This window comes from Streptomyces sp. NPDC051104, assembly GCF_040682835.1.
Lineage (GTDB): Bacteria > Actinomycetota > Actinomycetes > Streptomycetales > Streptomycetaceae > Streptomyces > Streptomyces cynarae.
This window is the reverse complement of the sequence record NZ_JBFBBS010000011.1, coordinates 135,964-162,836: the sequence shown is the minus strand read 5'-3', so window position 1 is coordinate 162,836 and position 26,873 is coordinate 135,964. Positions and strand designations below refer to the sequence as shown.

Annotated in this window: 24 protein-coding genes and 6 pseudogenes; 15 read left to right on the top strand and 15 right to left on the bottom strand. The window is 69.8% G+C overall.

Features of this window, described 5'->3' with window-relative positions:
- Window positions 1-95: 95 nt before the first annotated feature.
- The 4 genes from AB0N14_RS18880 to AB0N14_RS18865 form a co-directional block, all read right to left on the bottom strand.
- Window positions 96-896 carry a hypothetical protein gene (locus AB0N14_RS18880; RefSeq protein WP_366026792.1) on the bottom strand — a complete coding sequence of 267 codons (801 nt, stop codon included), beginning with the start codon at window positions 894-896 and terminating at the stop codon, window positions 96-98.
- A gap of 175 nt (window positions 897-1,071) precedes the next feature.
- On the bottom strand, window positions 1,072-1,356 hold the full coding sequence (locus AB0N14_RS18875) for a hypothetical protein (protein WP_366026791.1): 285 nt from the start codon (window positions 1,354-1,356) through the stop codon (window positions 1,072-1,074).
- Between the two features lie 71 nt (window positions 1,357-1,427).
- On the bottom strand, window positions 1,428-1,607 hold the full coding sequence (locus AB0N14_RS18870; RefSeq protein ID WP_366026790.1) for a hypothetical protein: 180 nt from the start codon (window positions 1,605-1,607) through the stop codon (window positions 1,428-1,430).
- A 107-nt stretch (window positions 1,608-1,714) separates the two neighbouring features.
- On the bottom strand, window positions 1,715-3,073 hold the full coding sequence (locus AB0N14_RS18865; RefSeq protein WP_366026789.1) for a beta-1,3-glucanase family protein: 1,359 nt from the start codon (window positions 3,071-3,073) through the stop codon (window positions 1,715-1,717).
- A 614-nt stretch (window positions 3,074-3,687) separates the two neighbouring features.
- Here AB0N14_RS18865 and AB0N14_RS18860 point away from each other — a divergent pair.
- A complete protein-coding gene (locus tag AB0N14_RS18860; RefSeq protein WP_366026824.1) occupies window positions 3,688-3,966 on the top strand; it encodes a septal ring lytic transglycosylase RlpA family protein in 279 nt (92 codons plus the stop codon).
- 81 nt (window positions 3,967-4,047) lie between these two features.
- Window positions 4,048-5,151, top strand: coding sequence for a glycoside hydrolase family 19 protein (locus AB0N14_RS18855; protein WP_366026823.1), 1,104 nt, complete (start codon window positions 4,048-4,050; stop codon window positions 5,149-5,151).
- 10 nt (window positions 5,152-5,161) lie between these two features.
- Here the strand turns inward: AB0N14_RS18855 and AB0N14_RS18850 are convergent, their stop codons facing one another.
- The gene (locus AB0N14_RS18850; protein WP_366026788.1) at window positions 5,162-6,553 is read right to left on the bottom strand and encodes an APC family permease; all 1,392 of its coding nucleotides are present in this window, start codon (window positions 6,551-6,553) and stop codon (window positions 5,162-5,164) included.
- Window positions 6,554-6,608: 55 nt separating this feature from the next.
- Complete coding sequence (locus tag AB0N14_RS18845; RefSeq protein ID WP_366026787.1) at window positions 6,609-7,478, bottom strand: carbon-nitrogen hydrolase family protein; 870 nt, start codon at window positions 7,476-7,478, stop codon at window positions 6,609-6,611.
- A 94-nt stretch (window positions 7,479-7,572) separates the two neighbouring features.
- On the opposite strand from AB0N14_RS18845, the gene AB0N14_RS18840 reads away from it, so the two are divergent.
- The 5 genes and pseudogenes from AB0N14_RS18840 to AB0N14_RS18820 form a co-directional block, all read left to right on the top strand.
- Window positions 7,573-8,187, top strand: a complete 615-nt coding sequence (locus AB0N14_RS18840) for an FCD domain-containing protein (protein ID WP_366026786.1) — start codon at window positions 7,573-7,575, stop codon at window positions 8,185-8,187.
- Window positions 8,159-8,338, top strand: coding sequence for an FCD domain-containing protein (locus tag AB0N14_RS18835; protein ID WP_366026785.1), 180 nt, complete (start codon window positions 8,159-8,161; stop codon window positions 8,336-8,338). The genes AB0N14_RS18840 and AB0N14_RS18835 overlap by 29 nt, the downstream gene beginning before the upstream one ends.
- 212 nt (window positions 8,339-8,550) lie before the next feature.
- Window positions 8,551-8,799: a hypothetical protein gene (locus AB0N14_RS18830; protein WP_366026784.1), complete on the top strand. Its 249-nt coding sequence runs from the start codon at window positions 8,551-8,553 to the stop codon at window positions 8,797-8,799.
- 301 nt (window positions 8,800-9,100) lie between these two features.
- Window positions 9,101-9,853 (top strand): NPP1 family protein, encoded by a 753-nt coding sequence (locus tag AB0N14_RS18825; protein ID WP_366026822.1) that lies wholly within the window; start codon window positions 9,101-9,103, stop codon window positions 9,851-9,853.
- 138 nt (window positions 9,854-9,991) lie between these two features.
- A pseudogene (locus AB0N14_RS18820) lies at window positions 9,992-10,093 on the top strand (IS5/IS1182 family transposase); the annotation flags it as partial.
- 135 nt (window positions 10,094-10,228) lie between these two features.
- Here AB0N14_RS18820 and AB0N14_RS18815 read toward each other — a convergent pair.
- The 3 genes and pseudogenes from AB0N14_RS18815 to AB0N14_RS18805 all read right to left on the bottom strand — a co-directional run.
- On the bottom strand, window positions 10,229-11,488 hold the full coding sequence (locus tag AB0N14_RS18815) for a glycosyltransferase (RefSeq protein WP_366026783.1): 1,260 nt from the start codon (window positions 11,486-11,488) through the stop codon (window positions 10,229-10,231).
- Window positions 11,489-11,591: 103 nt separating this feature from the next.
- Window positions 11,592-11,795, bottom strand: a pseudogene (locus AB0N14_RS18810) (FAD-dependent monooxygenase); the annotation flags it as partial.
- A gap of 114 nt (window positions 11,796-11,909) precedes the next feature.
- Window positions 11,910-12,394: pseudogene (locus AB0N14_RS18805) on the bottom strand (dihydrofolate reductase family protein); the annotation flags it as partial.
- Window positions 12,395-12,423: 29 nt separating this feature from the next.
- On the opposite strand from AB0N14_RS18805, the pseudogene AB0N14_RS18800 reads away from it, so the two are divergent.
- Both AB0N14_RS18800 and AB0N14_RS18795 read left to right on the top strand, forming a co-directional pair.
- Window positions 12,424-12,519, top strand: a pseudogene (locus AB0N14_RS18800) (LysR family transcriptional regulator); the annotation flags it as partial.
- A 65-nt stretch (window positions 12,520-12,584) separates the two neighbouring features.
- Window positions 12,585-12,875, top strand: a pseudogene (locus tag AB0N14_RS18795) (IS5/IS1182 family transposase); the annotation flags it as partial.
- A gap of 26 nt (window positions 12,876-12,901) precedes the next feature.
- Here AB0N14_RS18795 and AB0N14_RS18790 read toward each other — a convergent pair.
- Both AB0N14_RS18790 and AB0N14_RS18785 read right to left on the bottom strand, forming a co-directional pair.
- Window positions 12,902-13,187: pseudogene (locus AB0N14_RS18790) on the bottom strand (IS5/IS1182 family transposase); the annotation flags it as partial.
- 83 nt (window positions 13,188-13,270) lie between these two features.
- Window positions 13,271-13,420: a TMEM175 family protein gene (locus tag AB0N14_RS18785; RefSeq protein WP_366026782.1), complete on the bottom strand. Its 150-nt coding sequence runs from the start codon at window positions 13,418-13,420 to the stop codon at window positions 13,271-13,273.
- Between the two features lie 333 nt (window positions 13,421-13,753).
- Between AB0N14_RS18785 and AB0N14_RS18780 the strand changes: the two genes are divergently transcribed.
- From AB0N14_RS18780 to AB0N14_RS18760, 5 genes are all read left to right on the top strand, one after another.
- Entirely contained in the window at window positions 13,754-15,067 is a 1,314-nt protein-coding gene (locus tag AB0N14_RS18780; RefSeq protein ID WP_366026820.1) for a lectin, read from the top strand.
- A gap of 55 nt (window positions 15,068-15,122) precedes the next feature.
- Window positions 15,123-17,303 (top strand): RICIN domain-containing protein, encoded by a 2,181-nt coding sequence (locus tag AB0N14_RS18775; RefSeq protein WP_366026781.1) that lies wholly within the window; start codon window positions 15,123-15,125, stop codon window positions 17,301-17,303.
- Between the two features lie 142 nt (window positions 17,304-17,445).
- Window positions 17,446-17,661, top strand: coding sequence for a hypothetical protein (locus AB0N14_RS18770; protein WP_366026780.1), 216 nt, complete (start codon window positions 17,446-17,448; stop codon window positions 17,659-17,661).
- Window positions 17,637-18,311, top strand: a complete 675-nt coding sequence (locus tag AB0N14_RS18765; RefSeq protein WP_366026779.1) for an MFS transporter — start codon at window positions 17,637-17,639, stop codon at window positions 18,309-18,311. Before AB0N14_RS18770 ends, AB0N14_RS18765 begins: the two co-directional genes overlap by 25 nt.
- Before the next feature lie 746 nt (window positions 18,312-19,057).
- Window positions 19,058-20,440 (top strand): MFS transporter, encoded by a 1,383-nt coding sequence (locus AB0N14_RS18760; RefSeq protein ID WP_366026778.1) that lies wholly within the window; start codon window positions 19,058-19,060, stop codon window positions 20,438-20,440.
- Window positions 20,441-20,529: 89 nt separating this feature from the next.
- On the opposite strand, the gene AB0N14_RS18755 is transcribed toward AB0N14_RS18760, so the two are convergent.
- The 4 genes from AB0N14_RS18755 to lnt all read right to left on the bottom strand — a co-directional run bounded on the left by AB0N14_RS18755 (window position 20,530) and on the right by lnt (window position 25,514).
- Entirely contained in the window at window positions 20,530-22,449 is a 1,920-nt protein-coding gene (locus AB0N14_RS18755) for a GAF domain-containing protein (RefSeq protein ID WP_366026777.1), read from the bottom strand.
- A 68-nt stretch (window positions 22,450-22,517) separates the two neighbouring features.
- Complete coding sequence (locus AB0N14_RS18750) at window positions 22,518-23,306, bottom strand: 3-hydroxybutyrate dehydrogenase (protein WP_366026776.1); 789 nt, start codon at window positions 23,304-23,306, stop codon at window positions 22,518-22,520.
- Window positions 23,307-23,360: 54 nt separating this feature from the next.
- A complete protein-coding gene (locus AB0N14_RS18745; protein WP_366026775.1) occupies window positions 23,361-23,840 on the bottom strand; it encodes an NUDIX domain-containing protein in 480 nt (159 codons plus the stop codon).
- 9 nt (window positions 23,841-23,849) lie between these two features.
- Window positions 23,850-25,514, bottom strand: a complete 1,665-nt coding sequence (gene lnt / locus AB0N14_RS18740) for an apolipoprotein N-acyltransferase (protein ID WP_366026774.1) — start codon at window positions 25,512-25,514, stop codon at window positions 23,850-23,852.
- A gap of 220 nt (window positions 25,515-25,734) precedes the next feature.
- On the opposite strand from lnt, the gene AB0N14_RS18735 reads away from it, so the two are divergent.
- Window positions 25,735-26,784: an O-antigen ligase family protein gene (locus tag AB0N14_RS18735; protein WP_366026773.1), complete on the top strand. Its 1,050-nt coding sequence runs from the start codon at window positions 25,735-25,737 to the stop codon at window positions 26,782-26,784.
- Window positions 26,785-26,873: the final 89 nt, after the last annotated feature.

Below are 26,873 nucleotides of genomic sequence, written 5' to 3'. Positions count from 1 at the left end.
CGGGAAAGCGGGGGCCGGAAGACCGGTTCCCACTGGGGGCGTGCCTCCAGTGGGAACCCGGGCCGGCGACGGGCACCGGCGCTCTGCCGCGGCGGCTACTCGTAACCGAGGACCTTGAAGTCCTTGCTGACGAAGATGTGGTGCGGCCAGTTGACGCTGATGTTGTGGACCTCGTACTCGCCGTCGCTCAGCTTCACCACACGGTCGTTGATGCCTCCGGGGACGACGGCCTGCGCGGCCTTCGTCGCCTTGTCCGCTTTCGTCCCGCTGACGATCGTCCCCTCTCCTTCGGTGTAGTCCGGAATCCGACCGACCGACTTCACCGGTGACGGCGTGCCCTGCTGGAAGGGGATCACCCCCGCCGCCTTGGCAGCCGCAGCTCCACCATCGCCCCCGGGTTGCACGATGACCCGCGTGGCCGTGATGGTCGCGCTGTCGACCGTTCCCAGGACGAGGACGCTTGCGCCCTTCTTGACGGTCTTGGCCGAGGCGCGATGAACTCCCTTCTCATAGGTGGTGGACTTCGCCACGTCGACGGTGACCTCCACGCCCGTTGCCGTCGAAAAGGTGAAGCCCGACGCGGACGTGGTGTCGACGATGCCGGTCGCACCCCCGGCGGCGGGGGCGGAACGGGACCCGCCGCCTGCGGGCAGGCTGGGCGATGGAGCCGGTGAGGACGTGTCGGCGGCTGAAAGGGACGACGCGGACGACGAGAAGTCCGCCGCGGCGGAGGTGCCGGTGAGTCCAGCCACCGCACACGTCAGTCCGGCGCCCACGATCCATCCGCTTCTCTTCTTCGACAGCAACCGCCGCACACCCGGCCGACGCGTTTGCGCGGCCGCGGTCGCCGGGGCTGAACCGGCCGGCGAGTGGCTTGTCGGGTCGTAGTCGTTCATGATCGCACTCCTCGCGATTGGGGTGACGCCACAGAGCCTGCCGTCCGTTCATATGACGACGCTTAGGCTGATCTGAGGAACTCCTGTAAGTGATCCGGGCCAGGGCCGGCGCAACGCTGAGGGAGCTTTCATGAGCGTCGGCTCATCAAAGCCCCCTCCGGTGTTCCCTCTCAGCTCAGCCGACGCCGATGCCGAACAGGTGCATGTTCACGTTCTCCGGCAGGGTGACCGACGCGATCAGCTTGCCGTCGGGAGCGTCCGGTCCTTGCCGCCGAGGCGCTGCGCGGCCACGGTGAACGTCGCGGACCTGCCCCGGCCGACGGTGACCTGGCCGGGCGAGACGCTCGCCAGGAACGGGTGCTCGCCCTCCCGGTACGACGGCGGCGCGGCCTTCGCGCCGGTCGCCCAGGTGGTGTCCGCGCTCTCCCAGCGTGAAGTCCAGCCTGGCTCCCTTGCTCACGGCGCGCTGCATCGTCCCGAACGGGGCGGCGGGGCCGGGGAAGTTGTTGACCTCACCGAACGAGTTGGCGCTCAGGCCGTGCCGATCAGCCGATCGAAGAAGCGGGACGGGTCGTCGACGAGGGAGACGTTCGCGGATTGCGACAACGTTGCCGTCGCTGCCGACAACGTTGTCGGATCGGCTTGGGCTGTGACGGCAGCGCCCGTGAACAGCGCCGTCGCGGCGGCGACGGCGCTCAGACGACTGCGCAACCTTCGATGTCTCACATGGGACTCCTGCGACGGGACGGGCTGTGCGGGGCCAGCGACACCTTCCAGTGCGATGGCCCCGCGGTCAACCCCTCTGCATGCGTCGGCGGCTACCAGCCGACGGCGACCAGCAGCCACTGCGGGTTGCTGTGGGAGATGAAGGAGGACTGACCCGCCACGTCGTCGTAGGGGAAGCCGTAGGCGAGGTTGTTGATGGCGTTGTCGTGCCAGAACTTGGCGTAGTAGTTCGCCGGGGCGGCCTTGTAGTACTGGCTCGGGTCGGCCTGCTGGGAGACCGGCAGCGTGGCCACGTGTCGGTTGAGGGCCGCACACATGTCCGGGTTACCGGCCAGCGAGGCGGCGCAGCCGAAGATGTCGGAGGTGGCCGCGTTCACGCCGACGGACTGGGCGTAGGAGGTGAAATAGTTGGCGTTGGCGCCACCCGCGCGGAAGCTCGGGTCGCTGCCGGGGGCGATGATGCGATACGGGGCCTGGGTCTGCGCAAGTACCTTGAACTGGGACGGGACCGCGTCGGTGAAGCGCTGGAACGTGGTGGCGCGGTCCTCGGCGAAGGTCTGCCGGTTCTCGCCGACCTCGACGTCATAGCCGTCCTTGGCGTGCAGCCGCATGGCGAGTTTGAGGCCGAAGGCGTCGACGCGTGTGGTGTTGCCGTTGAAGACGTTGTTGCCGACCGTGAACTCGATGAAATCGTAGTAAGGGCTGTTGGGCGAGCCCAGGTAGAAGTACATGCGACCTGCGGAGTTCGCCGGCATGTCCAGGTAGGGCTGTTCGGCGATGGAGTGCGTCTGGCCGTTGAAGCTCCAGTAGACCTGGCTGTCAGGGTACTTGCCGTTGGTGCGGTTGAGGATCTTCACCTCTACGGCGTTCTGCGCGGGCGGGATGTCACTGGTGCTGCCCCAGAAGTCGTCCGGCGGAGTGGTGCCGCCGCCGGGGCCGTAGACCTGGAACTCCCAGAGGGAATAGCCGTATGGGGTGGCCCGCGCGGTCCCGTAGAGGCGCACGTATCGGCCGCTGCCGGTGACGGTCAGGTTCTGGGTGCCGCCGGTGGCAGTGGTGGTGGAGTAGACCGTCGTCCAGTTGGTCGCGTCGGTGGAGGTCTGGATCTGGTAGGCCTTGGCGTAGGCGGCCTCCCAGGTGAGGGTGACCCGGGTGATCTGCTGGACGGAGCCGAGGTCCACCTGGAGCCATTGGGGATCGGCGAAGGCCGAGGACCAGCGGGTGCCGGGGTTGCCGTCAACCGCTGCGGCGGCGGGGAAGGACGCGCTCTCGGTCGAGGACGCAGTGGCGGGCCGCCCTTGGGACAGCAGCTGGTCGGCGGCCCGTGCGGGCGAGGGCGTCAGGGCTAGGAAGCAGGCTGCGAGCAGGGCGATGACCAGGCCCAGAGCCGTGCGGGAGCGCGCCATTTGGGCTGCCGGTCTGCGCGTGAGCGCAGTGAAGGAAGTCTGCATGGGGGGTCTCCGGATGCCGAGTGGGCGGGCGTGGGGGCTGGAGGAACAGCAGGTGTGAGAGCGCTCTCGGGGTTTGTACTCCCGCCTCTGCCCGGCGTCAATAACCGAACGCGAAACCAGCGGAGTTCACAGGCCCGGGTACGGCGCACCTGCGTCTGTGACGACGGAGTCAGGCACAGCACTGCGCGACCTCTTCGGAACCCGTTCAGTTGGCCGATCCCAAGCCCTCTTCACCGTTCACCACTTGACGTGTCTGGTACAGACCTTCTAGGTTCCGGCCGACGGGCTTCATGAACGCACCCAGGCTTCACGTCAGTTGAGCTGGCGTGTCGTCCCCGTGCCCCCTTGTTTCCGAAAGGCTGTGATCGTCCTCCATGGCCGGACACTCCCCCACACATTTCGCCGCGTTACGGTGCAGCCTCGTCGTGGCCACGCTCGCACTCTCGGCCTGTCTTCCGACAGCCTCCACCGCACTGGCCGCCCCCCAGAAGGCAGGCGACCAGTGTTGGGCCACGCACTACGGGCCCCAGCCACCGGGCGCCCTCACCGCCGACGGATAACTCTTCGACGACAACGCGGACACCGCTGCGACTTCTCTCAGCCGTCGGCCTCAGCTGCCGTTCGGCACCCGTGTCCAGGTCACCAATGTCGCCAACGGCAGGTCGCTGGTCGTACGCATCAACGACCGGGGCACCTTCGCCCAGACGCCCCAGGAACCCAAGTGCCTCGACCTGACCGACGGAGCCTTCGCCCGGCTCGGCGGAAGCCTTGATCCTGACGCCGGTCACATCGTCGTCACCAGCAGGTTCCGAACTGAGAGCGCCGCTAGCCCAGAACGCCCGTACCCGTCAAGGACGTTGAAGGGTCGCGCTCGTCCCGATGTGAGTGCCTGAGTCCCTCACCATCAGCAACACGACCAAGGAGCCACCTCAGCCATGTCCACCCCCCACGTCATACGGCTCTTTCCCAGACGCATGGCCTTCGGCCGACTCGCGGCCGGTGCCGTCGTCGCCGCCGTGCTCGCCGCACTCTTCACCACCGCGCCCGCCCACGCCGCCGACGGCCAGATCACCGGACTCGCCGGGAAGTGCGTCGACGTAGCCGGCGCCGCCAGCGCGAACGGCACCGCCGTCCAGCTGTACGACTGCAACGGCACCGCTGCCCAGCAGTGGTCCAACCCCGGTGACGGAACTCTTCGGGCACTCGGCAAGTGCCTGGACGTCGTCGACCGCGGCACGGCCGACGGCGCGGCCGTCCAGCTGTGGGACTGCTCGGGAGGGCCCAACCAGCAGTGGGTGGTCACATCGGCCCATGACATCGTCAACCCGGCTGCGAACAAGTGCCTCGACGTGCGGGACAACAGCAGCGCCAACGGCACCCGTCTGCAGATCTGGACCTGCACCGGGGCTGCGAACCAGAAGTGGAACGCCCCGGCGAGCGGCGGCAGCAGCACCCCGTCCGGATTCGTCGTCTCCGAGGCCCAGTTCAACCAGATGTTCCCGAACCGGAACAGCTTCTACACCTACAGCGGCCTCGTCCAGGCCCTCGGCGCCTACCCGGCCTTCGCCAACACCGGAAGCGACACCGTGAAGAAGCAGGAGGCCGCCGCCTTCCTCGCCAACGTCAGCCATGAGACCGGCGGGCTGGTGTATGTGGTCGAGCAGAACACGGCCAACTACCCCACCTACTGCGACTGGAGTCAGTCGTACGGCTGCCCGGCCGGCCAGGCCGCCTACTACGGCCGTGGCCCCCTCCAGCTCAGCTGGAACTTCAACTACAAGGCCGCCGGCGACGCCCTGGGCATCGATCTCCTGGACAACCCCTGGCTGGTGCAGAACGACGCTTCCGTCGCCTGGAAGACCGGCCTGTGGTACTGGAACACCCAATCCGGCCCCGGCACCATGACTCCGCACAACGCCATGGTGAACCAGGCCGGCTTCGGGCAGACCATCCGCTCCATCAACGGTTCCCTGGAGTGTGACGGCAAGAACCCCGCCCAGGTGCAGAGCCGCGTGGACGCCTACCAGCGGTTCGCGTCGATTCTCGGCGTCAGCCCCGGCGGCAACCTGTACTGCTGATCGAACCCGGTCACTTCGTGTTCTGCAGCGGCGCGGCGCCTTGGACGTCGTCCGGTGCGGTCTCTGTGAACGACATCTCCGGCGGCGGGACGCGGAACATCCGGGTCAGGTAGGCCAGGTAGACCACGCCGAGGCCGAGCCAGATCAGGCCCAGGGTGAGCGCCCTGCCGTCGAGGTGGTACAGCAGGTAGAGGTCCACGACCGCGCCGATCGCGGGGGCGACGACGTACGACAGCGGGTTCAAGACCTTACCGGCGCGGCGGCGCCGCACATACGTGGCCAGTACGGAGACGTTGACGAAGGTGAAAGCGGTGAACGCGCCGAAGTTGATGAAGGACGTCGAGGCGGCCACGTCCAACCGCAGGGCGATCAGGCCGACCGCGCCGGTCAGCAGGATGTTGAGCGCGGGGGTGCGGTAGCGCTCGTGGAGGCGGGCGAAGACCCTGCGCGGCAGGGCGCCGTCGCGGCCCATCGCGTACAGCAGGCGTGAGGTGCTCGCCTGCGCGGCGATGCCGGAGGCGAACTGCGCGACCACGAGCCCGGCCAGGAACACCGAGGAGAACAGGTCGCCGCCGATGGTCTTAGCGATCTCGAAGGCGGCGGAGCTGGGGTCGTCGAAGGCGCTGCCCGGATGGGCGAGCTGGGTGGTGTAGGCGACCAGGACGAAGATGCCGCCGCCGATCAGCGCGGTGAGCAGGATCGCGCGCGGCATGGTGCGCTTCGGGTCGACCGTCTCCTCCGTCAGCGTGGTGACCGCGTCGAAGCCGAGGAAGGAGTACGCGGCGATGGCGGCGCCTGCCGAGATCCCGGCGGCGGTCGTCGCGCCGTTGGCGAAGGGTGTGGTGCTCACCAGCGCACCGGCGCCGCCCGTGTGGAAGACGTGGCGCACCGAGAGGGCGACGAAGATGCCGATGACCAGCACCTGGAAGACCATGAGCAGGTCGTTGACGCGCTCGGCGGTCTTGATGCCCCGGATGTTGAGCGCGGTGGTGACGGCGACGAAACCGATGATCCAGACCCAGTGCGGCACACCGGGGAACTGCGCCTGGAGGTAGGCGCCGCCGATCAGCCAGATGACCATCGGCAGGAAGAAGTAGTCGAGCAGGGTCGCCCAGCCGACGAGGAAGCCGAGGCGCCCGTCCATCGCCTTGCGGACGTAGGTGTAGGCGGAGCCGGCGACGGGATACGTGGCGGCCATCTTTCCGTAGCTGTGGGCCGTGAACAGCATGGCGACCAGGGCGAGCAGGTACGCCGTCGGGACCGCGCCGCCGGTACCGGCGGCGACCACGCCGAAGGTGCCCAGCACGATCAGCGGGGTCATGTAGGCGAGACCGAACAGGACGACGGCTCTGAGGGTGAGGGTGCGCGCGAGTGCGGGCGCGCCGGGGGCGACGTTGGCCATGGAGGGGCTCCGGGGACGTACGGGTGTGGACGGAAAAAGGGTGAGAGCCGAGGTGTCAGGCTCCCGGACGCCAGGTGCGCGGGTCGATGCGGCCGCCGTACAGCGGCAGCTCGATGGGGGCGTCGGTGTCCGTGAACTGGTCCCACATGCGGTTCATGCCTGCGGTGCCGTACGTCCGGACGCGGGTCACGTCGTCCAGGTCGATCACGTCGGTGAGGATGGTGCTGCCGTCGCCGGGCGCCTCGGCCCGGATCCGGCCCTCGGGGTCGACGACCAGGCTGCGGCCGCTGCCCATGGGGCCCGCGGTGTTCACGCTGACCACGTGCACCTGGTTGACGATGGCGTTGGCGCGGGCCAGGACGACCTCCTGCGCGCGGTCGGCGGTCGTCGTCATCACGGGGTTGACGATGACCTCGGCGCCCTGCCAGGCCAGGTGTCGGGCGACCTCCGGGAACCAGGCGTCGTAGCAGATCGCGAAGCCGATCCGCCCCGCCTCCGGGACGTCGAAGACCACGAACCGGTCGCCGGGATCGTAGGGCTCGCTCGGCCGCCAGGGGAACACCTTGCGGTACCAGGCCGCCAGACGCCCCTGCGGGGAGAAGGCCAGGGCGGTGTTGAACAGCTCCCCGGCCGGGCCGCGCTCGCACACCGAGCCCGGCAGCAGCCAGATGCCCAGATCTCCGGCCAGCGCGGCGAGCTCCTTGACCCGCGGGCCGTCCAGGGGCTCGGCGATCTCCCGCAGCTGTTCGTGTGCCTGGTCGCCGAGGGCGTCGACGCCGCACAGGTGCAGCTCGGGGAAGACCGCCATCCGGGTGTGCGGGAAGCGGGCCAAGATGCTCTCCGCCTCAGCCGCGAAACCCGCGAGCGGGGTATGCGCGGGCCTCGGGGGGAGCTGGGCGAGAGCCAGGGGCAGGGGGCGGGACATGGAACGCGAACTAGTTCAATATGAGCAGTTAAACAAGAGTGCTCAAGATGAGCTTTTTTCAGCGGTGATCGACGCAGCTGGTTAGGGTGACGCCATGCCCGGCAGTGACAACGCCTCGACCACCGGCCTCACGGCCCCCGAACTCAGCGGCGTGCGCAGGCTGTCCGCCCTGGAAGCGGTCCGGGCCCGGATCGCTCTCGCCGTCGATCTGGGCCTACTGGCCCCCGGCGACCGCCTGCCCGGCACCCCCCAGATCGCCCCGGCCCTCGACGTCAGCGAGATCACCACCCGTCGAGCCCTGGTATCTCTGTGTAACGACGGCGTTCTGGAGCGCCGCCGCGGGCGCGGCGGCGGCACGCTGGTCGCCGCGCACCCCACCCCCGGGACTGTCCTCACCACGGACGCCTACCGCATGGCAGGCGACGCCGTGCACCGGCTGATCGACCACCGGCTCGCCCTGGAATGCGGCATCGCCCACCTGGCGGCGGTGCGTGCCTCCGACGAGGACCTGTCCGAGCTGCGGGAACTCGTCGAGGAGATGGACCGCGCGCCCAGCTGGGCCGAGTTCCACAGCTGCGACGAGCGCTTCCACCTCCGGCTCGCCGAGGCGACCGGCAGCTCCTCGATCACCCTACGGCGCGGTTCTGCGCGAGCTCTACCGCTACTACCTGCCCTACCCGTTGGACGAGCTGCGCGCTTCCAACCGTGAGCACCTCAGCCTCCTCGATGCCCTGCGCCGCCAGGACACCGCGGCAGCTGGGGAAGTCGCCCGGCGCCATGTGGAAACGCTGCACCAGACCATGTTCGTAGGCCTGCTCAGCACGTCCGCCGACACCGGAACCGCCACCAGTAGCAACTGAACTCGATGGGTCGATCGACTGCCCAGGGAGGTCCGTTTGTACCGACCCGCGTGGTGAAGCCCGTACCCCCCAAGGGGCGCCCTCCCAAGGAAGAAGCCGCTGCCGTACCCGACGAACGGGTCCTCCCGGCGGCTCTGCCGGCATTCACCACCCACGGTTTGGGGTTCGGGAATCTTGTGGCGGAGCCCCAGGCAGCCGACGAGGAATCGGCCGTGCCACTGAAGCGACTGCACGCCTTGGTCGGGACCTTCGTCCGCGTTGCCGAGCATCCCGAACCGCAGCGCCCGATGCACATCGAGGGCGGCCAGTCCGGTGACCCGTTCAGCCACACCAGCGGCGCCTTCATACCGCTGGCCACGTCGGGCGGCACGGCAGTGTTCGCCAACCAGGCACTGCCCGAGAGGCCCTTCACCGACGCCCGCCGGCGTTCTCGCGCATCGGCCGGTTCGCGGACACCCTGACCGACCTCGTCGTAATCACCTTGTGCCTCCTGATCGCCGGCGGCACGGCCGTCGGCCCGCGGGAGAAGTCCACACGGATCACCGGCCAGTACGGAACCGGAGCGGTCGGCGCGTCTCGCTCGGCCACCGGTCCGGGCACGACCAGGAACATCCGCGACGGCCCTTGATCTCGACGCAGGAAACGAAGAGGATCACCTCAACTCACCTTCCTACAAGAGGAGTTGCAGTGCACAACACATCTTCATCACCGGTCCCGCAAACGGAAACCGCTGCCCACCAAACGAAACGCCCCGGCAAGAGGATCCGCCAACTCGCTCTCACCAGCGCCCTTGCCGCCGCAGCCCTGGTCATCGCGCTCCCGACCGACGCGAACGCCAACGTTCTCACCCTCCTGCCGCAGAACGCCGACGGCTTGGAGCAGACGTTCTCCCCCGCCTACGACTACGACGGCGACGGCTGCTACGCCACCGCCGCGATCGGCGCGGACGGCACCATCAATCCCGGCCTGCCGCTGGGCGGAGACGTGAACGGCCACTGCCACGATCCCGCTCAGCTGGCGAACGCCAACACGTACTCGCGCGAGAAGTGCAACAACGGCTGGTGCGCCGTCATGTACGCGAGCTACTTCGAGAAGGACCAGGCCACGCTGGGACCGGCGGCCATCGGCCACACCCACGACTGGGAACACGTCATCGTGTGGATCTCCAACAACCAGGTCCAGTACGTCTCCGTGTCGCAGCACTCCTCATACCTGGTGAGTCCGAGCTCCTCGGTGCGCTTCGACGGAACCCACCCGAAGATCGTGTACCACAAGGACGGCGTGTCGACCCACGACTTCCGCTTCGCGAACACCAACGACGAACCTCCGGAGAATGCCACCGGCGGCTGGTTCTACCCGCGCCTCGTCGGCTGGGAGGGCTATCCGGCCGGCTACCGCGACAAGCTCATGAACGCCGATTTCGGCGAGGCCACGATCAAGATCAAGGACGGCTCCTTCAATGACAACCTCGCCTACTCCAAGCCCTCCGGAATCCCATTCGACCCCTACGCCTGAGACATCGATGCACCACTGAGGGGACATCGAAGCCGTTGCATCACGGTCCGCCGCGGGCCGAAGCGCGCCAACGGCGGCCACAAGTAACATTCTCGTGGTGCACGCGAGGAACTGCTCCTGACCAGCAGTGTCCTGGCCGAGCGCCTTCGCATCCGCCACGAACGACGTGCCGATCTCCACCAAGGCCTGCTCGAACTGGTCTGCAGCCTCATCTGCCTCCCGCGGCTCCGGAGGGTTTGACCACCCGCAAGCGACGGTAGGGCTGACGGACTCACCACATCCGCGGGCCAGTCCCCACCTTGTCGGGTCACAGGTCTTCCCGAGTCCACTCGAGCCGGGCGATCACTGCCAGGGCACAGGGCGGCAGCCCGCGGATCACCGCGGGTCGGGGACGAGATGGGCACCGGAGCCGAAGCCGATCTTGTCGAGCAGCAGCTTCGCGGCCACCGTCGCGCCGTCGGTGCGGATCGTGCCGGCCACAGCGGCTGCCCGGGCTCGGGTCTCGGGAGCCAGGGCGACACCGAGCGCGGCCGACAGGGACTCGAAGGTCGGGTTCGGGCCGTCGTGTGCCGCGCCGATGCCGAGGTCGGCCACGCGGCCGGCCCAGTACGGCTGGTCAGCCAGCTGGGGTACGACCACCTGAGGCGCACCGGCCCGGGCGGCCGTGGTCGTGGTGCCCGCGCCGCCGTGGTGGACGACGGCGGCGACACGCGGGAACAGGGCGTGGTGGTTGACCTCGCCGACGGCGAGGCAGTCGTCCTGGTCGTCGGCCACGGCCAGGTCGGCCCAGCCGCGGGAGAGGAGGATACGGCGGCCCTGCGCCCGGACCGCCTCGACGGCCGCCCGGGCCACGTCGTCCGCGTCGCGCAGGGGAATACTGCCGAAGCCCACGTACACCGGCGGTTCGCCGGCGTCCAGGAACGCCTCCACGTCGGCCGGCAGCGGGCGGTCGTCCGTCCGGAACCACGCGCCGGTCTGCACCACGTCGAGGTCCGCCGGCTCCTGCCACGGGCCGAGGACCGGGTCGGTGGCCAGCCAGGGGCGGTCGGTGAGGACGTAGTCGCGGAAGTGGCTCACCGGCCGCAGACCGATGGACGCCCGGTGGGTGTTGAGACCGGTCCCGAACAGCTCGCTCATGGTCTCGGTGTCCAGGTCCCACAGCGTTGGGTTGTCGGTCACGCCGGGCGGGAAGGGCCGGCCCGGCCGCTCGAACGGCGGGTGGTGTGGCGAGGGCAGGTAGGCGGGGAAGTAGGCAACGAACACATATGGGATGCCCAGTTGCTCGGCTGCCGTCCTTGCGCCGGCCGCGGCCGGGAGCAGACCGGTTGCCAGGATCGCGTCGCATCCCTCGGCAGCCGTGACGACCGCCTCGTACGTCGTGGCGGTCATCGCGGCCGCGCGTGCGGGCATTCCCTCCACGGGCGCCTTCGTCTTCCCGGTGAGCACCCCCTTCACGAACGGGCGCACCGGCTCGCCGATCGGCGCCAGAGGGAGGCCGACGGAGTCGAACAGCTCCGCGAAGTCCGGAGGCGTGCACATCCGCACGTCCACTCCGAGCTCCCGCAACTGCACGGCAACCGCCACCAGCGGTTCGACGTCTCCGCGTGACCCGTAGGCCATCAACAGCATGCGCATGCAGTGGGTCTCCTTTCGTGGGATTCCGGGTTCTGCCAGGCAGGGGCCCGGTCTTGCTGTCAGCAGCAGTGGTCAACGCAGGTCAGCTTGCGCAAGGGGACGCGTGAGCCGCGTTCAGCCGGTCTTGCCACGGCTTGGCGACGCCGCCGAACAGACCGCCGACCCGGCACTTCTCACCGACCGCGAGGAACCTGGCCGGCAGGCCGCGCTGGTCCATGATCTCAACGCTGCGCGCGTGCAGGCCCGGTCCCCGGGACTGCACGCCCGGCTCGGTCAACCGCTCCAGCGCGACCACGCGCACGCTGTGCCCGCTCGGCGAGTCCCACCGGCGGTTCCACGTCCACCCCTTCGTCAGCGAACACGTAGCCTCCGTCGGCCGCAGCCGGAATGACGGTCACGCGATGGCCGGCCCGTATGGTCGTCAGGTGCGCTGGTAAGTGAGGAACGCCGCGCCGCTGGGCAGCACGGTGTGGCCGGTGAGCGTGAACGGGCGCGGGTCGGCCTCGACCTTTCCCGCGAACAGACGAATGCCCGCGCCGACGGTGACCGGGTTGACCTTGAGCACGAGTTCGTCGATCTCCGGGTAGAGAGCCCCGGCCAGCTCGCCGCCGCCGACCAGCCAGATCCCCTTGCCCTCCTGGGTCTTGAGTTCGCGGATCTTCGCTGCCGGGTCGTCGGCGACCACTTCCACGGCCGGATCCGGGCTCTGGTCGAGGGTACGGGAGAAGACATAGTGCCGCAGGTGCGGATAGGCGTCGGTGATGCCCGCGTCCAGTCCGAGCTGGTAAGAACGGCGGCCTTCCACGACGGTGTCGAAGCGCGTGCCGGGCGCGGTCACGCCCAGCGCCGCGCGGGCGGGGGCCGGCAGCGTCTCCGGTAGTGCGCGACGATGTGCTCCAGGTAGTCGGTCCTCCCTGGTCGCGGCCGGTCTCGGCGTGTCCATCGTGGCGGCCCGCGCAGCCCGCTACCACGACCGTCCCGGCATTGTCTTCGTTCCCTTCCGTGACGGGCCGACCATGGACTACGGCGTGCTGTGGCGAACCGCCGGGCAGGCCTCATCCATGCCTGCGGCCTTCGTCGACGTTCTCCGCGGCCTCTCCCTCCGGACCGGGCCGTGTGAGGCCGGCCACGATGCCGACCCAGCAGACTCTTCGCCGACCACCGCTACGACTACGACACCCACCGCCGCGCCCTCCAGCGCCGCGGCGTCGCCCCCGGCTCCGGACTCGGGAAGACCCGATGCATGGTCGAGCGGACTTTGAACCGCCTGGCTGCACCAGTTCAAACGCCTGCGCATCCGCTACGAGATACGCGCCGACCTCGCTTGAGCCTGCTTCACATCGCCTGCAGCATCACCTGCCTGCGACGACTCCGAACCTCATTCTGAAACGATCAGTAAGTCGTGTGTGCGGTCGGCAGCGCCCGTGAGAACCATAGCGGTGTCCCATCCGGGGGGGGCCACGACCTGCCCGTTCATCCCGTGACGGCGGTGCTTCGTCGAGTAGTACGGTTCATCCGCCGCGACACGGTCGATGGCGATCAGGGTGCCGTCGAAGATGACGAACCGCTCCGGCGGCGGCTCGCGCGGAGCATCGTGCAGCCTCGGAGCGCATGCGGCGAGGAGCTGAACGGTCTCGGTGACGTACCGCCCGGCGGTGGCGGTGGAGACGCCGAACCCTGCGGCGACCTGAGCCCAGGTTGCGCCAGCGGGAGTTGATCAGGTGGATCAGGGCGGGCGCGCTGGGCGAGCCAGAGCGCACTGATGACGGCGAAGCTGAGCAGCTAGGCGGCGATGGCGGGCACCGTGTCCCGGACCGCGTGGGCGACTTTCGAATCGGGCGGGCCCACAGGGACGGTGATCGCGAGTGCGAACAGGGTGATCGCGATGGCGATCAAGGCGTCGCCGAACAGGGCCAGTCGTTCGGAACCCACGACGATGGCGCGGCGGCGGAGGCCATGGGGCGGCGGTTGGTCATGTCGGCGACATCACGGGATTCGTTGGGGACGAGGATGCCGCACACACCACGGGCCGCTGTGCACGGAGTGAACCGACACCGAACTCCCTTGCCTTACCTCTTACTTCACGACTTGACGGAACTGGTCCGTACCTTTAGTTTCTCCAGGCGACCACACTCCCGTGCGTGCACTCGACCGTTCGCAAGGCGAACGCGGCCCGAGCACCACATCCCCCACGAAAGGCCGCCCCCCATGGCCAGAGCCAGGTACTTCCCCGCATTCGCCGCCCTGTCGGTCTCTGCGCTCACCATGTCCTCCGCCCTGCTCACCGCTTCACCCGCCCAGGCCGCCACCGGCGCCATTACGGGCCTCGCCGGCAAGTGCCTCGACGTCGCCGGCGCCAACTCCGCGGACGGCACGCCCGTCCAGCTCTACGACTGCAACGGCACCTCGGCCCAGCAGTGGACGGTCGGCACCGACGGCACCATTCGCGCCCTCGGCAAGTGCCTCGACGTGACCGGCAATTCGACCGCCGACGGCGCCAAGGTGCAGCTGTGGTCCTGCACCGGCGGCGCCAACCAGAAATGGACCGTCACCGCCGCCCACGACATCGTCAACCCGCAAGCCGACAAGTGCCTGGACGTCACCGACAACAACTCCGCCAACGGCAGCCGCATACAGATCTGGACCTGCAGCGGCGGCGCCAACCAGAAGTGGAACGCACCCGCCGCGGGCGGCACCCCGACGCCCTCCGCGCCGATGGCCGTGGCACCGTACCTTTACAACGGCTGGGGCAGCCCGCCCAGCCCGACCACGATCACCAACGCCACCGGCGTGAAGTGGTTCACCCTCGCCTTCGTGCTCAGCAACGGCTACTGCAACCCGCAGTGGGACGGCAGCCGCCCGCTGACCGGCGGGGTCGACCAGCAGACCGTCACCACCGTACGGGCCAACGGCGGTGACGTCATCCCGTCCTTCGGCGGCTACAGCGGCAACAAGCTGGAGAGCTCCTGCTCCAGCGCGGGCGAACTCGCCGGTGCCTATCAGAAGGTCATCAACGCCTACGGCCTGAAGGCGATCGACATCGACATCGAGGCCGACGCCTACAGCAACGCCACCGTGCAGCAGCGCACCGTGGACGCGCTGAAGACCGTGAAGGCCAACAACCCCGGCCTGAAGGTCTACATCACCCAGGGCACCGGGCAGTCCGGCCCGGACACCAGCCTCATCAACCGGGCCGCGTCCACCGGGCTGACCGTCGACGCCTGGGCCATCATGCCGTTCGACTTCGGCGGCGCCGGACAGAACATGGGCAACCTCACCACCCAGGCCGCCGAGGGCCTGAAGAACGCGCTGAAGAACGCCTACCACTACAGCGACGACCAGGCCTACCGCGACATGGGCATCTCGTCCATGAACGGCATCACCGACAACAACGAGACCGTCACGGTGAACGACTTCCGCACCATCCTCGCCTACGCCCAGCAGCACCACCTGGCGCGGCTGACCTTCTGGTCCGCCAACCGCGACCGGCCGTGCACCGGCGGCCCCGCCGACAGCTGCTCCGGCGTCTCCCAGTCCAACTGGGACTACACGCGCGTCTTCGCCGCCTACACCGGCTGATCCCCCCGGCCGTCCTGACCTCGGCCGAACCCCCCGCTTCCGGCTAGGAGAACCGATGCCTTCCCTACCGCGCCGCGGCAGATCCATAGCGGCCGCACTGGTCGCCGTGGCGGCCGCGTCACTGCTCACCGGCGCCCCCGCACGGGCCGCGACCACCGCGCTGCCCACCGGCTTCGCCACCGTCATGAACGCCGCGAGCGGCAGATGCCTCGACGCCAAGGCCGCCGCCACCGCCAACGGCACCGTCGTGCAGCAGTACACGTGCAACGGCACCACGGCGCAGCAGTGGAGCTTCACCGCCACCAGCGACGGATACGTCCGCATCAACAACGGCAACGACACCAATCAGGTTGCGGACGTCGCCGACCTCTCCACCGCCGACAACGCGCAGGTCCACCTGTGGACGTACGGCGGCGGCAGCAACCAGCAGTGGCTGCCGGTGAACGACGGCGGAGGCGCCTACCACTTCGTCAACCGCAACAGCGGCAAGTGCCTCGATGCCCCCGGGGCATCAACCGCTGACAGCGTGCAGTTCGTCCAGTACACCTGCAACGGCACCGCCGCCCAGCGCTTCCAGGTCGTCCCCGTGACCCAGTCGGCCACCAACCCCGACCTGGGCCCGAACGTCGTCATCTTCGACCCGTCGATGTCGTCCTCGACGATCCAGAGCAAGCTCGGCTCGATCTTCCAGCAGCAACAGACCAACCAGTTCGGCTCCCAGCGCTACGCCGTGCTGTTCAAGCCGGGCGCCTACAACGCCGATGTCAACGTCGGCTTCTACACCCAGGTGCTGGGGCTCGGCCTGTCGCCCGACGCGGTGACGATCAACGGGGCGGTACACGCCGAGGCCGACTGGTTCCAGGGCAACGCCACCCAGAACTTCTGGCGCGGCGCGGAGAACCTGTCCGTCAACCCGACCGGCGGCAGCGACCGCTGGGCGGTCTCGCAGGCGGCGCCGTACCGCCGGATGCACCTGCGCGGCAACCTCGCCCTGGACGACGGCGGCTGGTCCAGCGGCGGCCTGCTAGCGGACAGCAAGGTCGACGGGCAGGTCAACTCCGGTAGCCAGCAGCAGTGGCTGACCCGCAACTCCCAGCTGGGCAGCTGGACCGGCTCCAACTGGAACATGGTCTTCGCCGGCAGCACGGGCGTCCCCGCCACCAGCTTCCCCAGTCCCCCGTACACCACGGTCGCGCAGACCCCCACCAGCCGCGAGAAGCCGTTCCTCTACGTTGACAGCGACGGCGCGTACAAGGTGTTCGTGCCGTCCCCGCGAGCCAACTCCACGGGGATCAGCTGGGCGAACGGGCCCTCCGGTACTTCGCTGTCGCTGGACACCTTCTACGTGGTGAAGCCGGGTGCCACCGCCGCGCAGATCAACGCCGCCCTGGCCGCCGGCAAGAACCTGCTGGTCACTCCCGGCGTCTACCACCTCGACCAGACTCTCCAGGTCAACCGCGCGGACACCGTCGTCCTCGGCCTGGGCCTGGCCACCTTCGTCCCCGACAACGGCGTCACCGCGATGAAGGTCGCCGACGTGGACGGCGTCAAGATCGCCGGCCTGCTCTTCGACGCCGGCACCACCAACTCGCCCTCCCTGCTGGAGGTCGGGCCGGCCGGCTCCTCCGCCTCCCACGCGGCCGACCCGACCTCCCTGCACGACGTCTACTTCCGCGTCGGCGGCGCCGGCGTCGGCAAGGCGACCACGAGCCTGATCGTCAACAGCGACAACGTCATAGGCGACCACACCTGGATCTGGCGCGCCGACCACGGCAGCGGCGTCGGCTGGACCAGCAACACGGCGGACACCGGACTGATCGTCAACGGCGACAACGTCACCATGTACGGTCTGTTCGTGGAGCACTTCCAGAAGTACCAGACCATCTGGAACGGCAACGGCGGCCGGACGTACTTCTTCCAGAACGAGATGCCGTACGACCCGCCGAACCAGTCCGCCTGGATGAACGGCTCCACCCAGGGCTACGCCGCCTACAAGGTCACCGACTCCGTCACCAGCCACCAGGCGTTCGGCCTCGGCAGTTACTGCTACTTCAACGTCAGCCCCAGCGTCGTCGCCGCACACGCCATCGAGGCGCCGAACAACGCGGGCGTCCGCTTCACCAGCATGGTGACCGTATCCCTCGGCGGCGTCGGCACCATCAGCCATGTCGTCAACAACACCGGTGGCCCGTCCAACTCGAGCACCAACGTGGCCGACCTGACCAGCTATCCATAGCGCGTCCGGGCATCGGGGACGGTCAACACCCCGGTCCCGTCCGGCGTCGCCGGACGGGACCGGGGTTCTTCACATCTCAGCGCTGTCATGGCTGCCGCTCCTGTGTGTGGCCGGGTTGAAGTTGCCTGGGGCCCATTCGGGCATGTCCGCGGTCACCGAGATCTTCCACCACCCGCGACTCGAACAGCTCATCGCCGAACTGCTGCAGGAACTGCAGGTCGTAGGGCCGTCCTGTGTGCAGGGATTCCATCAGCCCGACGGCATCGTCTTCACGGAGACCAACGTACGGTTCGGGGCGGATGCGCTGCGGCGTTCTGGGGCCCGACGCATCCGGTGGAGCAGTACTTCGCCCTGCTGACCACCGGCCGCCGAAAACTCACCAAGGATCTGCACCTGTCGGCCTCCTTGGTCGGCTGGATGGCCGGAGCCTGCGCGGCGCCGGAGATTCCGCTGGTGATCACGGTGGGCCGCCTGGTCGACCGCGTCGGAAAGATACGGGTCGTGGCCGCCGCAGTGGTCCTCGCCGTCGTCTTCTTCTGCCTGCCGATGGCGGGCTCGGCGCCCGTACTGATCGCCCTCCAGATGCCGAACGCCATGTGGATCGCGGTGATCACGAGTATCCCGATGGTGGTGGTGCAACAGGAGGTTCCGGCGGAACGGGCACGGTGTCCGCACTCTCTCGTCCACTTTCCCGGTAGCCCAGATGCTGGCCGGAGCCATCACCGGGGTGGTCACCGCGCAGGCTGGTCACCGCAGCGTCTTCTGGATCCGTGCCGGTCTGTCCGCACTCGCCGCCGTGTTCCTCCTCATGTCCACGACCGGCCGCCGACCGACATCATCGCCGCGTGCGAAGCCGGCGGGTACGACTACGTCAAGGGCGCCGTGCTGGACCGGGTGGCCGCCGGCGGCAGTCCGGCGGCGTTGAAGCGGCACGAGTCCATCTGGACGCAGTACCCGCTCGCCGGGCTCGGGACGCTGTGCCTGCCGGGAGCCGATCGTCCAAGGTGACCCTGGCCCCGCGGCGACGTACGACTGCACCTGGGAGAGCACGTGGCCGAGACAGGGCGGCTCAGCCCCGCCGAGGAGGCCTTCTCCCAGGTCCACCACTTCAAATGGGCCGGCTCGGTGCTTCCCGGCTCATCCAGCGGGAACAGGCGTACTCGTCCGGCGACTGGCACCTGACCCACCCCGACACCGTGGACGAGTCGCGCCGGCGGGCCACCAAGCCACCACCCACCTCACGGTGGACATTTCCACAGCTCAGCGGCGCCTTGGATATACACCACCAGCAGACGAAGAATCTGCTGGGATGAAGGCGCACCACGCCCGGGCGCAACGCCTTGTCCGTGCCCAAAGAGCCGAGCGGTGAAGCCGGGTCGGCCTCTCAGCCCGGTCACCGACCACGCAACGGCCCCGAGCCGATCAGCCCCAAGGTGTCCGAGTTCAACGGAGCGCAGTCAGCCAAGTCAGCGCGAGAGGGGTGAACACGGGTGATGACGTGGGCTTTTAGTCAGCACCAAACCAGCACGGGAGCCAGCGCCGCACCATCAAATCACCCCGAACCGTGCGTCCCGGACAGCACTCGTTTCGACCATCTTCGAGCCCCTGAACCGCCCTTCCGTGAGCCGGCATGGTGGCCGCACGCATAGCCAACGCTCGAACTATGTTGCCCCACCACATGTGCGCCTGACCTGCAGGTTTCTACCGTGTGCCGACACGTACCCGTCCCCACCGCACACGAGGAAGTGGCGCACATGGCCTCCGCAGCATCCGCTCCACCCACGCCCGCCAAGCTCCCCAGGATCGTCGCCGCCAGCCTCATCGGCACCACCATCGAGTGGTACGACTTCTTCCTCTACGGGTCCGCCGCCGCGCTCGTCTTCAACAAGCTCTTCTTCCCCGACTCCGACCCGCTCGTCGGCACGCTCCTGTCGTTCCTGACCTATGCGGTCGGGTTCGCCGCCCGGCCGCTCGGGGCCCTGGTGTTCGGGCACTACGGCGACCGGCTCGGGCGCAAGAAGCTGCTGGTGCTGAGTCTGCTGCTGATGGGCGGGGCGACCTTCGCCATCGGGCTGCTGCCCACGCACGCCACCGTCGGCGCCGCCGCGCCCGTGCTGCTCACCACGCTGCGTCTGGTGCAGGGCTTCGCGCTCGGCGGCGAGTGGGGCGGCGCCGTTCTGCTCGTGTCGGAGCACGGCGACGCCCGGCGGCGGGGCTTCTGGGCCTCCTGGCCCCAGACCGGCGCGCCGGCCGGGCAGTTGCTCGCCACAGGTGTGCTGTCGTTGCTGACCGCCGTGCTCTCGGACGACGCGTTCGGCTCCTGGGGCTGGCGCATTCCGTTCCTCCTGTCCGGGGTACTGGTGATCGTCGGTTTGTGGATTCGTCTCTCCGTCGATGAATCGCCCGTGTTCCAGCAGGCGTTGGCTCAGGCCGAGGCCCGTAAGGCGGCCTCTGACGGCGGTGCGGAGAAGTTGCCGCTGGTGTCCGTGCTGCGTCACCACTGGCGGGACATACTGGTCGCGATGGGCGCCCGCATGGCGGAGAACATCAGCTACTACGTGATCACCGCCTTCATCCTCGTCTACGCCACCACGTCGGCCGGCGTCTCCAAGCAGACCGCGCTCAACGCCGTCCTCATCGGCTCCGCCGTACACTTCGCCGTCATCCCGGCCTGGGGCGCGCTGTCGGACCGGATCGGCCGCCGGCCCGTGTATCTGCTGGGCGCGGCCGGGGTCGGCCTGTGGATGTTCCCGTTCTTCTCACTCATCGACACCGGCGGCTTCGGGAACCTGATCATTGCCGTGACCGTCGGTCTCGTGCTGCACGGGGCGATGTACGCACCCCAGGCGGCCTTCTTCTCCGAGATGTTCGCGACCCGCATGCGCTACTCGGGTGCGTCCATCGGTGCCCAGTTCGCCTCGGTGGCGGCCGGCGCTCCGGCCCCGCTCATCGCGACCGCGCTGCTGTCCGACTACGACAGTTCCACGCCGATCGCCCTGTACGTGATCGCCGCTGCCGTCCTGACCCTGATCGCGGTCGGTGCCGCCAAGGAGACGCGCGATCGCGACCTCGCCCGGGTCGAGGCCGCGGACGCCGAGCCCTCGGGGGCACGGGCCGCTGATGCGCGGACCGTCTGAGTCCGAGTCTTCCCGGCCGGCCCCGTGCGTTCACGCGTGCGGGGCCGGTGCGCGTCGTAGCAGCGGCGTACCAAGTGAGCCGCTCGGCGTCAGGGCCGGGACGACAACCGGTGCAATCGAAGCGCCAGTTGTATCTCCAGGGCGCGGGCGGGGCTCTGCCAGTCGTCGCCGAGGAGCCGGCCCACCCGCTCCAGGCGCTGCGCCACCGTGTTCACATGGACGTGCAGTTCGTCCTTGGTGCGGGCCGGGCTCATCCCGCAGGCGAAGTACGCGTCGAGGGTGCGGACGAGGTCGGTGCCGCGCCGTTCGTCGTAGGCGACGACCTCGCCGATCGTGCGTTCGACATAGCCGGCGATGTCCCGGTCCCCGGCGAGCAGCAGGCCCAGGAAGCCGAAGTCCTCGGCGGCGGCCCCGTCTCCGGCGCGGCCCAGCAGGCGAAGGGCGTCGAGGCAGCGCTGTCCCTCCGCGTAGGCGGCGGCCACGGCGTCGGGGTGGCCGGCGAGGTCCTCGACAGATGCGGAGGCGCCGACGGTGACCGGTTCGTGGACCGCGGTGCCGAGGTGCCGGGCGGTGCGGCGGGCCAGGTCCGTCGCCGTGTCGCCCGCCTCGAGCGGCAGTAGCAGCACCGTACCGCCGTCGCGGGCGGCGGCGAGTCCGTGCCGTGTGGCCGCCAGGTGGGACGCGGCGGACCACAGGCGGCGGCGGGCGGCCGCTTCCTGGTCCGCGTCGGCGGCGGCTCCTTCCAGGCGGGCGGCGAGCACCACATGGGTGGCGTCGAGGTCCGCGTGCAGACGGGCGGCGCGTTCGCGCAGCACGCGCGGATCGCGGTCGCGGGCATCGAGCAGGTCGTCCAGCAGCTCGCCCCGGACCCGCTGTTCGGCCTCGACGGCCGAGCGGCGGGCGAGCAGCAGCAGGGAGGTGACCATGGCCGCGCGCTCCAGGGTGCGCTGGTCGACGGGGTCGAGCCCCGGATGGCCGCGCAGCACCAGCGCGCCGAGCAGTTCGCCGCCGTCGGTCACGGCGGCGATCCAGTCGTCCCCGTGCCGCACGGCGTGGCCCTCGGCACGGGACGCCTCCAGGGGTGAGGCGGGCGCGGCATCCGCCTCGGTGAACTCGACGGTGCCGTCCAGGACCTGGGACACCGCCGCCGCCACGTCGTGGACGCCGCCGCCGCGCAGGACGAGTTCGGCGAGCCGGTCGTGGACGTCCGAGGCGCGCTCGATGACGGCGCTGCGGTCGCGGATGATCTCGTTGGCACGGGCCAGCCGGTCCAGGGCCGAACGTGTCTCGGTGAGGAGGTTGGCGGTGTCGATGGCGGCGGCGGCCAGCGCCGCGAACGAACCGAGGAGCGCGATCTCCTCCCGCTCGAAGACCCGGGCCCGCCGGTCGGCGGCGAACAGCACTCCGATGACCTGGGCGCCGATCATCAGCGGCACGCCGAGGATCGCCACGAGCCCCTCGTCACGCACGCCCGTGTCGATCGTCCGGGTGTGCTGGAAGCGGTCGTCCTCGAAGTAGTCGGGCGTCACGTAAGGGCGGGCGGTCTGGGCCACGAGCCCGCCGAGCCCCTCCCCCATGCCGAGCCTGAGCTGCTGGAAGCGGGCGGCGACCGACCCCTCGGTGACCCTCATATAGGTGTCGCCCGCGGACTCGTCGTGCAGGGTGAGATAGGCGACGTCGGTGCTCAGCAGGGAGCGGGCGCGCTGGACGATCGCCTGCAGGACGGCGTCGAGGTCTCGCAGCCCGGCCAGGTCGTGGGCGGTCTCGAAGAGCGCGGACAGCTCCGCCTCGCGGCGGCGTCTGCCTTCCATCTCGGCGCGCACGTGCAGCGCGAGCCGCTTGGCCTGCTCGAGCGCACGGATGCGCTCGGGCGGCAGGCCCTCGGCGCGGGCGAGCAGCACCGGCTGCTCGTAGGCGTCGGCCGACGCGCCCCGGGCCAGGAGCTCCAGGAAGGGCGCCTCGGCGCCGGTGCCGGGGCGCTGCGCGGACTGTACGTGATCGCGGGACATGTCCCCAGAATGGCCCACGACCGGCCCGGACCCACCGGGCCTGTGGACAACGTCCGACATGTCCCCGCTCAGTGGGCGGTCCAGCCGCCGTCCAGGACCAGCGACGTACCGGTGATGAAGGACGCCTGCGGGCTGCACAGATAGGCCACCGCCTCGGCGACCTCATCCGGTTCGATCAACCGTTTGACGGCGCTGTCCTGGAGCAGCACCTCGGACAGCACGCGTTCCTCGGGGATCCCGTGCGCCCGTGCCTGGTCGGCGAGCTGCTTCTCCACGAGGGGGGTGCGCACGTACGCCGGGTTCACACAGTTCGAGGTGACGCCGTGCGGGGCGCCTTCCAGAGCGGCGGTCTTCGAGAGCCCTTCCAGCCCGTGCTTGGCGGAGACGTACGCCGCCTTGTACGCGGAGGCGCGCAGCCCGTGGACCGACGAGATGTTGACGATACGGCCCCAGCCCTGCCCGTACATGTGGGGCAGCGCTCCGCGGATGAGCCGGAACGGGGCTTCCAGCATCACCGTCAGGACGGTGTGGAACACGTCGGGCGGGAACTCCTCGAGCGGGCGAACCAGTTGGATCCCGGCGTTGTTGACGAGGATGTCGGTGCCGGCGGCGGCGTGTTCGGCGGCGTCCAGGTCGGTGAGGTCCAGGACGTGAGGTTCGACGGTGCCCGCGAGATCGCGGGCCGCGCCGGCGAGGGCGTCGAGACCGGCGGCGTCCCGGTCGACCGCTCTCACCTTGGCCCCGGCGGCGGCCAGCCGCAGCGCGCAGGCGCGGCCGATGCCGCCGGCGGCGCCGGTGACGAGCGCGGTTCGTCCGCCGAGATCGACTGAGGTGGTGTGGGGGTGGGGCACGGTCATGTGCCGACCCTAAGCAGTGCCGGTGCCCCACCCCATATGGTCACCACCCATACTTCACAGTGGATTCGTGGGTTCGAACCATGTGGGTGCATCCGACAGGGCCTGCTTGATCCGCAGCAGGCCGTACTCGTTCAGCTTCGGCAGAGAATCCACCGGGAACCAGCCGACCTCCAGGGACTCGTCGTCGTTCACACGCGCTTCGCCCCCTACGGCCCGGCAGCGGAACGTGATGTCCATGTACTGGCAGGTGTCGCCGTTGCCGTAGGTCACCGGAGCCAGGGCCTGCACGAGGACCACACGTTCGGCGACGCACCGCACGGCCGTCTCCTCGTAGACCTCGCGCACGGCGCAGGCCGCGGGCTGCTCCCCCGGCTCCGGGATGCCGCCGATCGCCGACCACCGGCCGGTGTCGGCCCGGCGCCCCAGCAGCACCCTGCCGTCGTCGTCGAAGACGATGGCGGTGACGCCGGGGAGCCAGAGCAGCTGATGACCGGCGGAGGCCCGGATGGTCCGGATGAAGTCGGGAGTAGCCATGGGCCGACCCTAGCGGGTCGGTTCCGCCACTCCCGCGTCTTCGGGACGGACGGCCCGGACGTGACGGTCGCGGCGGCCGCGTGCCGCCGACGCCGCCGCCCACCCGAGGCCGCCCGCCGCGATGAGCACCAGGATCATCTCGGGGAGGGTGCCGAGCCGGGTGGCGGGGGTCGTGTAGGAGCGCAGTGGCACCTTCTGGACGAGCGAGTCGGCGACGAACATGCCCGTGCGCTGGGTGATCCTCCCGTCGGGCATGATGATGGCGCTGACGCCGCTGGTCACCGGGACGGTGACGGTACGGCTGTGCTCCACCGCCCGCACACGGGACATGGCGAGCTGCTGGTAGGTCATCTCGCTGCGGTCGAAGGTCGCGTTGTTGCTGGGCACCGAGATCAGCTGGGCGCCGTCGGTGACGGTCGAGCGCACCGTCCCGTCGAAGGCTGCCTCGTAGCAGGTGACCAGCCCCACCTTGGCGCCCGCCATGGTGAACACACCGGGCTTGTGTCCCCGGCTGAAGTCCTGGCGGACCATCGCCGTCCAGTCGGGGTTGATGGCGTTCAGCAACGAGCGCAGCGGAAGGTACTCGCCGAACGGCTGCACCTGCCGCTTGTCGTAGGTGTCGACGGGGCCCTTGGCCGGGTCCCACAGGATCTGCTCGTTGTAGAGCCTGCCGCCCCGCTCCACGACGCCGCCGACCGAGATGGGCACCCCGATCGCCTTGGCGGCGCGATCGATCACGGCGGCGGCGTCGGGGTTGGCGAAGGGGTCGACGTCGGAGGAGTTCTCGGGCCACAGCACGAAGTCGGGCCGCGCGACCTTGCCCGCCTCGACCTGGGCGGCCAGGCGCTCGGTCTCCCGCGCGTGGTAGTCCAGGACGGCGCGCCGCTGGGCGTTGAACTCGAGTCCGGAGCGGGGCACATTGCCCTGGATGACGGCCACGGTCGCCGTCCCGTCCTCCGCCTTGTCGCTGACCAGGGAGCGCGCGGCGACAGCCCCCACCACGGGAGCGGCGACGCTGATCAGCGCCGCGACGGCCGCCCCGCGCCGCAGCGCGTTTCCGGTGCGCCGCCACTCCACGACGAGCCGCACGATCTCGTAGAGCCCGAAGCCGCACAGGACGACCGCGAAGCCGAGCACCGGGGTGCCGCCGACCGCAGCGAGCGGCAGGAAGACACCGTCCGCCTGGCCGAAGGCGATCTTCCCCCAGGGGAAGCCGCCGAACGGCACGCGCGCGCGTGCCGCCTCTCCGGCGATCCACACGGCCGCCGCCCACACCGGCCAGGCGGGCAGCCGGGAGACCAGCGCGATGCCAGCGCCGACCAGCGCGATGAAGATCGCCTCCACCGCGACGAGCGCGAGCCACGGTCCGGAGCCGACCTCTACACCGGTCCACACGAGCAGCGGCAGCAGAAAGCCGAGGCCGAACAGATAGCCGAGGCCGAGACCCGCCTTCCAGGTACGGCCGCGCACGGCCCAGCCGAAGACGGCGAACGCCGGAAGGGCCAGCCACCACAGGGTCCGGGGCGGAAAACTGACGTAGAGCAGCACGCCGGACAGCGAGGCGACGGCGGCCGGAACGACACGCCGCACCCGGCGGACGCCACGGGCGGGTGCTGGTGCGGCCGCGGGTTCGAGCTGTTCCGGCTCGCCCACGGATGTTGCGGTGACGGTCACCCGGGGAGTCTACGGCGCGCGACCACGGCGCGGACAGCGCGGCCCGTGGCTGCACCATGGACGGTCCACCCCTTGTGCCCGGACATGGGCCGCCCCCTGCTGCATCGTTTCTGCACAACCCGTCCACAACCGGCGCACCACCCGATACGGTGTGCCGGAGCTCTGCACCACGGCCGGACGGGGCGGCCGGGACGGTCGGGTCCGTCACAGGGGGGCGGCGGTGGGATCCACGAGGACGGAGTCCGAGGCCAGGGCCGAGGACACGGAGGACGAGAGACGGAACGCCTCGGACACGGCGGGCGTCCTGGTGCTGGGCGCGTGCGCGGTGTGGTCGCTGATCACGGCCGCCGCACACGGCGGCAAGCCCGAGGGCGTCCTGCTCGCTGTGCTCGCGGTCGCCGCGGGATACGCGTCCGGACGTATCTTCGGCGCGCTGCTCCCGGTCGCGGCACCCGTCGCGGGCGCCCTGGCCGGTGTCGGATTCGCCGTGGCCGCCCCGCACGTCGCGGTGGGCCCGCAGTTCGCCGTGCCGCTCGGGCGCACCGGCGGGACCGCAGCGCTGCTGACGCTCTCCTCGGGGGCGGCGTGCTGCGCCGCGTGGGCGGCCCGGGCCCCCGCGGCACGGCTGGCGCTACGTCTGTCGGCCGCCGGGATCGCGGTGGTCGCGGCGGCGATCGGTTCCACGACCGGCCTCGTGGCCTGCACCGGTGTGCTGCTGTGCTCGCTCGCCGCCGACCGGACCCGGCACCGCGCCCCTGCACTCGCCGCCCTCGGGTTCGTGGCGGCCCTGGTGACCGGCCTGACCTGGGGGATCACCGAGGACGTCCTCCCCGACGGACTCAGGTCGTTCCTGACCGACCAGCTCAGTCGGCACCGGGTCCTGCTCTGGCACGACGCGCTGGCGCTGGCGCACCGGGACCCCGCGCTGGGCGTGGGCCCCGGACGCTTCGGCGATCTGAGCGTCACGGCCGCGCAGTCCCTTCTGCCCGACGGCAAACCGCACTCCGCGCCCGTTCAGCAGGCCGCCGAGGAGGGGCTGCTCGGCGCGGCCCTGCTCGCGGCGGTCTTCTGCTGGGTGCTGTACGCGCTGTGGCGCACCCGGCGCCCCACCCCGCTCGCGCTCACGGCGGGCGCCGCGCTGACGGCGCTGGCGGTGATCGCGTCGCTCGGCAACGCGCTGAGCTTCACCACGGTGACGGCGGGAGCGGGACTCCTGGCCGGGATCGCTACCGCGCGTCCGCTGGCGGACGAGGAGCCGCCGGGCCAATGAAGAGGAGGCCGGCCACTGATACCACCGGTCAGCGAAGAAGAGGCCGGGCCGGCCATCCGAGTAATACGAGTAATAGAGGAAAAGGAAGA